This window comes from Flavobacterium sp. RHBU_24 (assembly GCF_046613695.1).
Classification (GTDB): Bacteria; Bacteroidota; Bacteroidia; order Flavobacteriales; family Flavobacteriaceae; genus Flavobacterium.
The window spans coordinates 138,783-151,988 of the sequence record NZ_JBKJHD010000003.1; the positions used below are offsets into that span (position 1 = coordinate 138,783).

A 13,206-nucleotide genomic window follows, 5' to 3' on the forward strand; every position below is an offset into this window, starting at 1 on the left:
TTATTCAGCAGTAACTACAAGCGTCTTTACTATAGGTGTGTCCGGATTGTCAGTTAAAAACCTGAACTCGTATGTGCCTACAGTCGTTGGGGTAAAGGTAAAGGGCTGAGTGTCATACCAGCCAATCTGTTCACAATTGCAGCCATCGTAGTCTACAAAAGCCACAACCGACTTAGGAAAATCCGGTGTTTGCTGGAAGTTATTAAATTCGCCGCAGGCATTTGCTACATAAAACGAAACGTTAAATGTGGCCTGGGTATTAACAACTACAGTTGCCGGGCCTGTTACCTGGGTGGTGGTCATGGCTAACTGGTTATAGCACGAAGAAGGTGTAGAGTCTACGCTACAGCCGGACAGCATGGCCATAACAAGTAAAAGTGATAATAATTTAAGTTTCATGTTTTTACGTATTTAGTTTTAAGATGTGGTTTTTATAAAAAGGTTGCGTTACAGTATGTTAAATTAAAAAATTGTAATGGTAAAAGCGGCCTTATAGGTGTTTGCTGCCTCCAGGTTTATAATGCCTTCCTTAGTTACAATATCGCCATTTGAGGTTTCAGTATCGCTATAACCCTGCCACGGCTCTATGCATAAAAACGGCGCGCCTGTTTTCGTCCATATACCCAGGTGCGGGAAATCAAAAAAGCGTACCGCAAGATATTCTTTACCTTCTTTCTTTATTGTAATGCTTTTGCTTTCAAGCGATTTAAAAATAAGTGCATCTCTTTCAAACAGGTTGTAGGCAAGGGGCAACTCTCCATGATCAGCAGGCAGTTCCTGCGAAATATCACTAAGCAGGTCGTTTGTTAGCTGTGTGCTTACCAGGGGTTCGTGTTTTTCAAATTTCAGGCTGTAGCCTTCAAACTTCCCCGGCAGGGCAAAGGCCGGGTGCGCGCCTATTGAAAAAGGCATGGGCGCAGTACCTTTGTTTGTAACATGGTATTCTATAGTAAGCTCGCTCTCGTGCAGCGTGTACACCAGCGCTAACTCAAAATCAAACGGATATTTTTCTTGTGAGGCATCGGTAGCGGCTAATAAAAATGTGGCGGTATTGGCATCTTTATTTATTACGGCAAAATCATTATCCCTTGCAAAGCCGTGGCGCGAAAGGGAGTAGGTATTGCCGTTATAATTATAAGAATTGTTTTTAAGCGTCCCCACTATAGGGAACAGCACCGGCGAATGCTTGCCCCAAAATTCAGGGTTGCCCTCCCACATATATTCTGTACCGGCTTTAGTGAGCGAAATTAGTTCGGCACCCTTAGCGTTTATAGTAGCGGTAAGTGTCCCGTTGGTAATACTTATTTCCATTTATCTTTTTTTAAAATAAAGGGCTAAAGTACCAATTTAACATTTTATAACAAACAGTATTAATTAACTTTTATAAAAGGAATAAGAAGAAATTAGGATAATAAGTATACCCACCATAAAAAACAGCAGGCGCTTATTAATTTTAGAGGCAAAGTATGCCCCAAACGGTGCAGCTATAGCGCCACCCGTTATGAGCCCTAAAATTATCTGCCAGTGTTTTACACCCAGTAAGGCTACAAAAAGCGCCGTTGCAAAGTAGGTTACGAAAAATTCGGCGGTATTAACGGTGCCTATGGCCTGGCGCGGGTCTTTGCCCTGGCTTACCAGGTTACTGGTTACAATAGGCCCCCAGCCACCACCACCTATAGTGTCTAAAAATCCGCCAATAAGGGCGAGCAGCGGCGCGCGCTTTACCGCGCCGTCGGGTTGTTTTTTATTGGCAATGCCCTTATATATAATATAGGCGCCTAAAACTATGAGGTACCCCGATACATACGGCCTTATAACCTTTCCGTCAAAAAAATCGCTTATGAGGTAGGCGCCCACCATAGCGCCCAGGGTACCCGTTATGACAATTTTAAAGAAGAGTTTTTTATCGATATTCTTAAACTTAATATGTGAGAGCCCTGAAATGCCCGTTGTAAAAATCTCTGAGGTATGCACGCTGGCTGTAGCAAGGCTGGGTGGTACGCCAAAAGTCATAAGCAGGGTAGTGCAGCTTACGCCATACGCCATGCCCAGGGCGCCGTCTACCATCTGGGCTACAAAGCCAATGCCCATAAATATAAAAAACGTGCTGTCAAAAAGCAGCGTACCATCCAGTATCTCAAGGGTTATAAGGTAGCCGAAGTATATAATTATCAATAATTTAAGCAGGAGCATGGTTATAGCTATCTGCCGGAAGGTTATCTGGTCAGTAGCCCGTTCTATGCTGAGGATAATGCGTGTCATCAAAATTTTATTTGTACAGGTTAAGTATAGTATACAAATCCTATAGAGTAATAGTTGCAAATATAATCAAACGAATGATATAACAATATGCTAATGCGTATTAATGTTATTATTATGAAAAATGACGCTGTAACAGGATTGCCAATTGTAGATTGTTGCGTAATTTAGTACAAAAATATACACACTTTAAAACACAACATTGTACATTATGGAAGTAGGTAACCAAAATGCTGAATTGCTACAGCATATTTTTAAAGGCGAAAACACGATACCCGAAGAATATAAGATACCCGAAATACACCAGCGTGAATATTTGCTTAATGGCGAATGCGTAGCCTGGAACGGGCCCGTGCAAAATATTTATTCGCCGGTGTGTATACCCGGGCCTGACGGGCCGGAGCGCAAGCTGGTGGGCAGCATTCCGCACACGTCGCCGGCAGAGGCTATGGAGGCCCTTGACGCTGCCGTAGCGGCTTATAATAACGGGCTGGGCGACTGGCCTACCATGGCAGTGGAGGAGCGCCTTAACTGCATGGAAAAGTTTGTGGTACTAATGAAACAGCAGCGTGAACTGGTTATAAAACTGCTAATGTGGGAAATAGGCAAAACCCTTGCCGATGCCACTAAAGAGTTTGACCGTACTGTTGATTATATAAACGACACCATGGGCGCGCTTAAGGACCTTGACAGGGAATCGTCCGGTTTTCAGCAGGCCGAGGGCACTATTGCCAAGATAAGGCGCGCGCCGCTTGGGGTAGTGCTGAGTATGGGGCCGTTTAATTATCCGCTTAACGAGATATTTACCACGCTTATACCGGCGCTTATTATGGGTAATACCATACTGTTTAAGCTGCCTAAACATGGTGTGCTGGCACATTACCCGCTGCTTAATGCCTTTAAAGAGGCGTTCCCTAAGGGTACTGTTAATACGCTGTACGGCAAAGGCGCTGAGATTATTACCCCTGTAATGGAGAGCGGCAAAGTAAACGTGCTGGCCTTTATAGGGTCGAGCAAGGTAGCAAACGGGCTTAAAAAACAGCACCCAAAGGTTAACCGCCTGCGTGCCATACTAAGCCTTGATGCAAAGAACGCTGCTATTGTTACTAAAAATGCCAACCTTGATGTGGCCGTAAGCGAGTGTTTACTGGGCGCGTTGTCATTCAACGGCCAGCGTTGCACCGCGCTTAAACTTATTTTCGTACAGAAAGAGGTTGCAGCTGAATTTACCGAAAAGCTGAGTGCCGCGGTTTCTGCATTAAAACCGGGGCTGCCGTGGGAAAAAGATGTAAAAATTACCCCGCTGCCGGAGCAGGACAAACCGGCATACCTTAAAGGCATTATTGAAGACGCGGTGGCAAAAGGCGCCGCGGTTATCAATGAAAACGGCGGCTTTACCGATGCTTCGTTTGTATTCCCGGCGGTGGTGTACCCGGTTAACGACCAGATGAGGCTGTACCACGAAGAGCAATTTGGCCCCGTGATACCGGTAGTGCCTTTTGATAGCATTGATGAGCCGATAAACTACCAGATAAACGCCGACCATGGCATGCAGGTCAGCATTTTTAGCGAAGATGCTAAAGAGGTTGCGAGCCTTATAGACCCGTTTGTAAACCTGGTAAGCCGTGTTAATATTAACTGCCAGGCACAGCGCGGGCCGGACGTGTTCCCGTTCACCGGGCGTAAAGACAGCGCCGAGGGCACGCTTTCGGTTTTTGACGCGCTGCGCTCGTTCTCTATTCGCTCATTAGTGGCCGCAAAAGTTACTGATAGCAATAAGGCGCTGTTAAACAGTATAGTACATAACCATGATTCAAACTTTTTATCTACAGACTATATAATATAAAAATAGCCTAACTGATTTTTTTAAGTGGGTTGTTACAATTCAACTGCACAAATTAGTTATTCATCTATACATAAATGATGTTGGGCTAAATTATAATGATACACATAAAGAACCGCCTTACATTTGCAGGGATGGAACACAGGAAGAGTGTTTTTCATAAATTGGTTTTGATTGGTTTTGTAAATGTCCCGTGACACTTGTTACGGGACATTTTTTTATAAAGATTATTTTATCAATGTTTTTGTGCTGTGTAACGATTTAATTAAGTTTGTTTTTTAAAAACCATCCTATGAAAAACAAAATTACACTGCTGTTACTGCTGATTTCCTCGTTTGGCGCTTATGCGCAGGCAAAAGGCAATATCGAATTTGGCATTGGCACCGGCTACAGCACATCGAACCTTGATGCCACAGCCAATTCCAACCTGAATTACGATTACCGCAGCTCATACAATGTCAGCGCTTTTGCCGATTTTTATATAAATGACCGGTGGAGCTTCAGGGGGCGTGTGTTTTATGACCGTAAGGGTTATAACAACGAGCAGCTTACAGACGCTGACGGGTTTATTTTCAGTACTAATGTTGAGCTTAACTATATCACCATACCCGTAACCGCTAACTGGCACTTTGGCAGGAAAAGAAACTGGTACCTTAACTTTGGCCCTTACGTTGGCTTCCTGGCGGGCGTTAATGAAACCCGGTTTGGCGTTGACCTTACAGATGAATTTAATAATGTTGATGCCGGGCTTGCATTTGGCGTAGGCGTAAAAATACCTTTAAACAATAAGCTAAGGTTGTTTATTGAATATGATTACCAGGGTGGTTTTGCCGATGTATTTAAAAATGATATTGATTATTATGGCTATTACGGCAGCGAAAATAACAACTATACTACAAGTAGGGGCGCTTTTAACGTAGGGCTTAACTTCCTGCTTAAATAGCATTGGAAATAACGAATAAAAAAAGGGAAGCAGCGGCTTCCCTTTTTTTATTTCTGCATGTAAAGCTTATCTAAAAATAAGTACCTGTCCCGGTGGGGTTCTTTGTATGCCCTTGGGTTATCGTTTAGCTCCATAAGTGTCATTTCAGGTTCGTTACGGCTTACCGGCCACTGCGGCAGGCGGATACCGTTAGGATTTCCTGTTTTTATAAAATTGGCAATATACTGTTCGCCCTTTCGGCTGGCGGTATAGTCCTGTGGCGTCCAGATATAAACTGTGTTTGTAGCAAGGTTGCCCAGCAGGTATTCAATATCGCTGGCATGGCTGGCGCCTTTCAGGGCTTCGGGCATTTTATTTTCCTGCTTTTTACCGTCGTCTTTAATAATACCGCCGGCAAGCCCAGCTTTTGCATTACCCAGTTCCGCCTTAAGCGGCGGCCTTGCCTGGCTGAAGATATAGGCATATACCGGCTGGCCCGAAGTTTTGCGGTGCAGGTCGAGCCATTTCCAGGTGCTGTATACTATAAAGTTATCGCTGGCAAGGGCCGTGGCAGATGCTATTACTTCCGCCTCGTTGTTTCCTGGATATAGTTTAAGTACCTCATTTGCCTTATCATTATACTTTTGCTTCACCATTTTAATATAATTTTCAGGAGAAGGATATTGCCCCGCCATAAATGACTGGTACGGGATCTCGGCCGATGTCCATCCGGCAAGCAACGGCACTTTTGCCTGTTTGCCGGTAGCAAATACTTCCGATGGCAATTGGGTTAAAAAATAACCGTCAACTACAGCTTTAGTGGCATATGCGCCGGGTTTGGCAGCCTCATCCAGCAGTTTATCGGCAGGCAGGGCCCTGAGTTCCACAAGCGAGGCCGCGCTTACTTTGCCTGCAAAGGATTTGCCCTGTTTTTCGTTATCGGCCATGGGTATCGCATTCATTGTGGGGTTAATCATGCCACCGCTTTGCCCTATGGCACCGGCAAATAAGCCTGCGGAGAGGGGAGAGGCCATTTGCGCGCATACCGATATGGATCCCGCCGATTCCCCGGCTATGGTTATTTTATCGGGGTCGCCGCCAAAGGCCTTTATATTTTCCCTTACCCATTTAAGCGCGGCATTCTGGTCCAGCAGGCCGTAATTACCCGAGGCATGGTGAGGCGACTCTTTAGTAAGCTCAGGATGCGAAAAGAACCCGAAAATACCCAGCCTGTAGTTAAGTGTTACCGCTACAATGCCTTTGGTGGCAAGGCTTTCGCCATCGTACCTGTTTTCAGAGCCATCTCCGGCCACATATCCTCCACCGTAAAAATAAACGAGTACGGGCAGCTTTTCACCGGCGTTCTTAGCGGGTGTCCATACATTTAGGTAGAGGCAGTCTTCGCTCATCTTCGGCGCACGGAACATCATGTCGCCAAACACATTTTTTTGCATGGGGTTAGCGCTAAACTCTGTTGCCTTGCGTACGCCCGTCCATTTTGCAGGGGGCTGTGGTTCGCGCCAGCGTAAATTGCCTACGGGTGGCAGGGCAAAAGGTATGCCCCTGTAAGTTGTAATGCCGCTTTTAAGGCTAAGGCCCTCAAGGGTGCCCTGTGCTACAACAGCCTGTGGGGCTTTTTGGGCTTCAGCGCCCCAGCCAAAGCTAAGGGCTGCTACCGCTATCAAAAAATGTTTTATCATAACTACATCGTTTTTGGACTGTAACAAATGTAGCAAATATTATTGCTTATTTACAGGGCAATGATGTTAGTATTCTTAACCTCACTAATCATAAACGTGCTGTGGGTACTGCCTATGTATTGCAGTGTAGTGAGCTTGGCAACTAAAAACTCACGGTATTCTTCCATGCCCGAAACCAGTATCTTAAGTATGTAATCATAGTCGCCGCTTACGTGGTAGCATTCCATTACCTCGTCAAGCTTTACCACCTGCCGCTCAAAGGCGGTAAGGTATTCTTTAGAATGTTGCAGGAGCTTAAGGTGGCAAAATACCACAAAGCCCCGCTGTATTTTTTTTCGGTTTACGAGTGCCACATATTTTTCGATCACGCCCTCGCGCTCCAGTTTTTTTATGCGTTCGTATACAGCAGTTACCGAGAGGCCCAGTTTTACTGATAATGCCTTTGTAGTAGGGGAGCTGTCTTCCTGCAACAGGTGCAGCAGCTGTTTGTCTGTAGCGTCCATGAATGATTTTCTATTTTATATATTCTATTTTTTATTTGAGGCTAATATAATCTACATATATTTAAAAATATAGATTATAAAACTAATAATAAAATATAGTATTGATTTTTAGTTGGCAAATCCCTCACTTTGTTAGGCAATAACTACAAAACAATACATCTTATGAAAACTAACGAATTCAATCCCGCCGATAACATACAGGATTTGCAGTACTTTGGCGAATTTGGCGGTGTAAACCCGTCAATATCCGATTCGTCTACCTACACGTTTCTTTCTGCAAAGACCATGTTTGATACCTTTGAAGGCAATGCCGACGGCTGTTACCTGTACAGCAGGCATTCTTCGCCCAGTAACTTATACCTGGGGCAGGCGCTTGCTGCCATGGAGGGTACTGAAACCGCAAATGTGGCGGCATCGGGTATGGGTGCCATAACATCGGTGCTGTTGCAGCTGTGCGGGCAGGGCGATGAAATTGTTTCGAGCCGGACGATATATGGCGGTACCTACGCCTTTATGAAGAATTTTTTACCAAAACTGGGTATTACAACAACCTTTGCAGATATAACAAAACACAGCGTGGTAGAAGCAGCAATTAAGCCAAATACTAAAGTGCTGTATTGCGAAAGCGTGAGCAACCCGCTGCTTGAAATTGCCGACATACAGGCACTCGCCGCTATTGCTAAAAAGCACAACCTGAAGTTGGTGGTAGATAATACTTTTTCGCCGTTAACGGTTTCCCCGGCGAAGCTGGGTGCAGATGTGGTTATTCACAGCCTGACTAAATTTATAAACGGCAGCAGCGATACCGTGGGTGGGGTAGCCTGCGGAACCCAGCAGTTTATTGATGATATGCGCAATGTAAACAACGGCGCCGCTATGCTGCTAGGCCCTACTATGGACAGCCTGCGCGCCGCCAGCATATTAAAAAACCTGCGTACCCTGCACATCCGTATGAAACAGCACAGCAGCAACGCGCTGTATCTGGCGGAACGTTTTGAACAGGACGGCCTTAAAGTGGTATACCCGGGGCTTGAAAGCCACCCGGGGCATGAACTCTATAAAACCATGATGAACCGGGAATATGGCTTTGGAGGGCTGCTTACCCTTGATGCAGGAAATGCGCACAAGGCAAACGACCTTATGGAGCTCATGCAGCACCGCAACCTGGGCTATTTAGCTGTGAGCCTTGGTTTTTATAAAACGTTGTTTAGCACCCCCGGCAGTTCTACATCGAGCGAAATACCCGCTGAAGAGCAAAAGGAAATGGGGCTGGGCGATGGGCTTATACGTTTTTCTGTAGGGCTTGACAATGATATAAACCGCACCTACCACATGATGAAAAAATGTATGGAAGAGGTGGGGATATTAAAAAAACATGAAGCCGCTTACTAAAGGCGGCTTCATATAAAAAATCTTTATTTTACAGTAGAATGTAAAGCGTTTAATTAAACGATTTCCGGAATTCTAACGGTGTCATGCTTGTTTTCTGCCTGAAAAGCTTGCTGAACGACTGCGGGTATTCAAAGCCCAGGCCGTAGGCAATTTCGCTTACTGAAAGGTTTGTTGTAGATAAAACTTCCTTAGCTTTTTCAATCAGCTTTTCATGTATGTGCTGCTGTGTGCTTTGGCCTGTTACTGTTTTTAAAACGCCGTTAAGATAATTAGGGGATACATTAAGCCGTTCGGCTATTAGCTTAACCGTGGGAAATTCGCCTTTAGCCATTGATTTCGTGGTAAAATACCCGTTCAGCACTTCTTCTAAACGGTCCAGTATGTGGCTATTGTTTTTTTCCCTTGTTATAAACTGCCGCTGATAAAAACGCTCTGAAAAATTAAGCAGGGTTTCAATTTGAGATATGATAATTTTTTGGCTAAACTTATCTATGTTAGACCGGTACTCCTGTGCTATGTTTTCAAAAATAGATATAATGGTAAGCTCTTCTTTTTCTGAAAGGAACAATGCCTCATTTACCGAATAGCTAAAGTATTCGTACTGTTTTATCGTCTTTATCAGGGGGGTATTCCATAGAAAATCAGGATGGATGAGCAACAGCCATCCCGAATGTGTTAACGTAGCAGTATTGGCTTCTATAGAAAACACCTGGCCGGGTGCAATAAAAAACATTGTGCCCTCGTCAAAATCATATTCCAGCTGGCCATAGTTCATTTTACAATTCACGTTCTTTTTAAATGCAACAGCATAAAAATTCTGTACGATACTTTTAGGCTCATCGTTGCTAAGCCGCTTTATAGATTCAAAATTTACAACACTAACCAGCGGATGTTCCGGTTTAGGCAACCCCCTGAACTGATGATATTCGCTTATGGTGTTAAACTTATAAGGCTGCATACTACCTGTTTTTTATTATAGTTCATTGTATGCCTGGGCAAAATCCTTTGAAAAATCGGCAACTTTTACATTCCCCATTACTTTTGGCTTATTGCTGTTATAGTCTTCATAAAGTAAACCGCTGTTTATAGCAGCATACATTTCGGCCATCTGGTTTGCAATTTTAGGGTTCATGCCCTTAGCAATTAAACCATTTTCCATTTGTTCATCGGTAAGTTGTTTCCATTTCAGTTCAGGGTTGCCCACAGCTATCCCTAAAACAGCTACCAGTTCGTCATAGGTTAGTTCCTCGCTGGCCACATAGCGCACATTTCTTTCTGTAGCGGGCGCAACGGAAATTTCTTCAGCAATAGCGGCTGCAATATCTACCGGCGACACCCATGAATTTACCACCTCATTGCCAATATTAAATGCAATATACCCATTATTTTTAGCAGAACGGGCGTGTGGGAGTAAATTGTAGTAAAACTCAGTAGGGCGGATGTGGGTTATTACAACATCTGCCGGTAGCTCATTTAAAATATTTTCTACACGGTTTGCGCCCCGCAAAATGCCGTTTTCTTTATCTAAGTGAGCGCCGATAGAACTGAGGTTAATTACACGTTTAACTTTTGCCTGCCCGATGGCGTATGCATAATTGCTGCCAATACTGCGGTAATACTCCAGAAAATCAAGGCTGTGGTTAAAATAATTTGCCGGTGGCACCATAGAATATACCACATCTGCGCCGGCAAAGGTTGTTACTAAAAAACCTGCGTCTTCCAGCGATCCGATGGCGGCTGTAGCGCCTAACGCCTGTATGGCTTTTTCCTTTTCGGGTTTGCTGCTTACCACGGTTACCTGGTGGCCATTTTTTACTAATTCCTGTGTAAGTGGCTTACTAATGTTGCCTAAAGAACCTGTTACAATAATTTTCATTACTTTTATTTTATTTATACAAAATTCAGCAAAAGGGCAGCCGCGGGCGTGTCCGAATCAACTATTGTTGTGTTCAAAAAATTCTCTATGTGGCTAAAAGCACCCGCACAAGTGGCGTGTTCTTTACAACTCCCGCAATTATTACTACAACGTGGTAGGGTTTTTAATATGTGGCATGTTTAACTATTACTTACAGAAAATCACCAATAATAATCTTAAACAGTAACAAATGAAACAACTATTACTCTCGGCATTATTCCTTCTCATGTCGTTAGCATCAGGTGCCCAGGCTACGGCTTATGATGTACCCGACCTGATGCAGTGCAACAATGAAGTTTTTGACCTTACTACGCAAATCCCCATTGCCCTGGGTAACCAGGACCCGGAAAATTTTGAGGTTACTTTCTTTCCATCGCAGGTTAATGCTACCACAGGTACAAACGCGATAGCGAACCCAACCACTTTTATACCCCAGAGCTGGCCGCAGATGCTATATCTCAGGGTAACAAACACCGGTAATGGAGACTTTGATATTACAAACTTTTTGGTTGATATGATGCAAAGTGAGTCGATAATGGTTCCTGATGTTACGGTATGTGATTCGTACACTATACCTGCGTTACAATTTGGAAACGTTTATACCCTGCCAAATGGTCAGGGGGCTATCGTTCCGGCGGGCACAATTATTGTTTCAACGCAAACCCTTTATGTGTACTACACTAACGGTAGCTGTAGCCTGGAGGAAAACTTTACGGTAACAATAAATCCTACGCCTGAATCGCCCCCGCTGCCTGATGTTGTAGTTTGCGGCGCTTATATTTTACCTGAACTACCAAACCCTAATGCATATTATAGTACCGGGCCTAACGGAACCGGTTCAGCATATTTTGCAGGTGATATAATTACGACGAGTCAAACCCTTTATGTATATATAGAAAATGGCTGGTGTTTTAATGAAACCAGTTTTACAGTTACCATTAACGGCGGCGGCGCCAATATAATTATGCCCAACCCTCTTATTGGCTGTGACGTGAATATGACGGGCTATGCTGCATTTGACCTTACCATTGCCCAGGCCGAATTTGAGGCAAATAACCCAAATATTCTTGTTGCCGGCTTTTATACCACACAGCAGGACGCGGTGAACGATATTAACCCTATAGGCCCTTTTTATGCGAACATAGTTGCCGGGCAGCAAACCATTTACCTTGCCGCTACGGTGGGTGAGTGTGTGGCAGCGCTGCCGCTGGAACTTGTGGTAATACCCTGCGGCACCACATCTACCCTTACAGGTACGGTAACGCTTGATGCAGACGGTAACGGCTGCGGCGTGGGAGATGGCCCTGCCGCCGGTATACAGGTAAGCTATAACTATGGCAACCTCGTTTTTAATGCGTATACAGATGTTAACGGTAACTATACCTTTACTAATGTGCCCGAAGGTGTTGTTTCATTATGGCTGCAAAATATAAACGGGCAGGATTTTACAGCATTACCCGACGCCGTTACGGTAGAACTGCCGGACGGTAGCACCGTAAATGATTTTTGCATAAGCGTACCGCAGCCATTTACCGATGTTGCGGCTTACTTTACCCCATATTCCCAAGCTGTGCCCGGATTTTCAGCAGGCTATGCCATTACGGTTGTTAACTACGGCACCCAAACCGCTAACGGATCTGTCTCTTTTAGTTATGATAACACGCTGCTGAGCCTTTCAAACGCGGGTGGGGGTATAGTATCGGGTAACATATTAGCGTGGGGCTACAGCGACCTGGCACCTTATCAGTCACTAACGTATTATGTGGTTTTTAATGTAAATACCCCGCCTACGGTGGTAAGCGGTACACAACTCATATTTAGTGTAGTGGCTTCGGTATCGGGTGCCACCGATGTTAACAGCGACAACAACGCTTATGTATACAGCCAATATGCAGTGAATTCGTTCGACCCTAACGACATTGCCGTGCGCGAAGGCGAATTTATTACCGAGGCACAGGCCGACGGCTTCCTGCACTATACCATACGTTTCCAGAACACGGGTACGGCAAACGCGCAGAATGTAAGGGTAAACCTGCCGCTTGACGAAAACCTTGACTGGAGTACTTTTCAACCCGTAACCGCCAGCCACACCTTCGAGACAAACCGTGCAGGAGGTGTTGTAAACTTTATGTTTAATAATATAATGCTCCCGTTTGAAGATGCTGATGTAGCAGGGAGCAATGGTTTTGTAACCTTCCGTATAAAACCGGTTGCTGATATTGCACTGGGCGATGAAATGAGCGAAACCGCCTATATTTACTTCGACTTTAATGAGGCTATAGTTACCAATACTGTAACCACCACAGTAGGAGCGTTAGCAACCGAAGGGTTTACAAAAGCTAATGCGGCCCTGTATCCTAACCCTGCTTCGGGCATAGTAAACGTTAAGGTAAATGGGGTAGTGGCAGCAAATGCAAGTGTAACCATTACCGATGTGTTAGGTAAAACGGTTATGAATACGCCCGTAAAATCTGAAAACGCAGCAGTAAATATTTCCGGGCTTACCGGTGGGGTTTATTTTGTAACCGTACAAAATGATGCCACCCAGAGTACCCAGAAACTCATTATTAAATAGTATAGTTAGTTACCCAATAGTTTTAGTTTTTTTCATTCTTAACACCGCCATGGAAAGCCAGCCAGTGGGGGTGTTTTTTTATTGATACATAAAGATT

General features: G+C 44.5%; 11 protein-coding genes. 4 read left to right on the plus strand and 7 right to left on the minus strand.

All coding sequences use genetic code 11. The features are described from left to right. From ACLI09_RS05100 to ACLI09_RS05110, 3 genes are all read right to left on the minus strand, one after another. Entirely contained in the window at positions 1–399 is a 399-nt protein-coding gene (locus ACLI09_RS05100; RefSeq protein WP_411418517.1) for a hypothetical protein, read from the minus strand. Positions 400–462: 63 nt separating this feature from the next. Continuing rightward, positions 463–1,311, minus strand: a complete 849-nt coding sequence (locus ACLI09_RS05105; protein WP_411418518.1) for an aldose 1-epimerase family protein — start codon at positions 1,309–1,311, stop codon at positions 463–465. Positions 1,312–1,374: 63 nt separating this feature from the next. Then, positions 1,375–2,262, minus strand: coding sequence for a sulfite exporter TauE/SafE family protein (locus ACLI09_RS05110; protein WP_411418519.1), 888 nt, complete (start codon positions 2,260–2,262; stop codon positions 1,375–1,377). A gap of 208 nt (positions 2,263–2,470) precedes the next feature. On the opposite strand from ACLI09_RS05110, the gene ACLI09_RS05115 reads away from it, so the two are divergent. Together ACLI09_RS05115 and ACLI09_RS05120 are read left to right on the plus strand one after the other, a co-directional pair. Continuing rightward, positions 2,471–4,105, plus strand: a complete 1,635-nt coding sequence (locus tag ACLI09_RS05115) for an NADP-dependent glyceraldehyde-3-phosphate dehydrogenase (RefSeq protein WP_411418520.1) — start codon at positions 2,471–2,473, stop codon at positions 4,103–4,105. A gap of 289 nt (positions 4,106–4,394) precedes the next feature. Continuing rightward, entirely contained in the window at positions 4,395–5,045 is a 651-nt protein-coding gene (locus tag ACLI09_RS05120; RefSeq protein WP_411418521.1) for a porin family protein, read from the plus strand. Positions 5,046–5,092: 47 nt separating this feature from the next. Here the strand turns inward: ACLI09_RS05120 and ACLI09_RS05125 are convergent, their stop codons facing one another. Both ACLI09_RS05125 and ACLI09_RS05130 read right to left on the minus strand, forming a co-directional pair. Continuing rightward, a complete protein-coding gene (locus tag ACLI09_RS05125; protein ID WP_411418522.1) occupies positions 5,093–6,724 on the minus strand; it encodes a carboxylesterase/lipase family protein in 1,632 nt (543 codons plus the stop codon). Positions 6,725–6,774: 50 nt separating this feature from the next. After that, positions 6,775–7,227 (minus strand): Lrp/AsnC family transcriptional regulator, encoded by a 453-nt coding sequence (locus tag ACLI09_RS05130; RefSeq protein WP_411418523.1) that lies wholly within the window; start codon positions 7,225–7,227, stop codon positions 6,775–6,777. A gap of 162 nt (positions 7,228–7,389) precedes the next feature. On the opposite strand from ACLI09_RS05130, the gene ACLI09_RS05135 reads away from it, so the two are divergent. Then, positions 7,390–8,619, plus strand: coding sequence for an aminotransferase class I/II-fold pyridoxal phosphate-dependent enzyme (locus tag ACLI09_RS05135; protein WP_411418524.1), 1,230 nt, complete (start codon positions 7,390–7,392; stop codon positions 8,617–8,619). 49 nt (positions 8,620–8,668) lie between these two features. On the opposite strand, the gene ACLI09_RS05140 is transcribed toward ACLI09_RS05135, so the two are convergent. Further along, a complete protein-coding gene (locus ACLI09_RS05140) occupies positions 8,669–9,577 on the minus strand; it encodes a helix-turn-helix domain-containing protein (RefSeq protein ID WP_411418525.1) in 909 nt (302 codons plus the stop codon). A 15-nt stretch (positions 9,578–9,592) separates the two neighbouring features. Then, the gene (locus tag ACLI09_RS05145) at positions 9,593–10,495 is read right to left on the minus strand and encodes an NAD(P)H-binding protein (protein ID WP_411418526.1); all 903 of its coding nucleotides are present in this window, start codon (positions 10,493–10,495) and stop codon (positions 9,593–9,595) included. A gap of 229 nt (positions 10,496–10,724) precedes the next feature. Here ACLI09_RS05145 and ACLI09_RS05150 point away from each other — a divergent pair, with 229 nt between their 5' ends. Beyond that, a complete protein-coding gene (locus ACLI09_RS05150) occupies positions 10,725–13,109 on the plus strand; it encodes a T9SS type A sorting domain-containing protein (RefSeq protein WP_411418527.1) in 2,385 nt (794 codons plus the stop codon). The last annotated feature ends 97 nt before the right edge of the window (positions 13,110–13,206 follow it).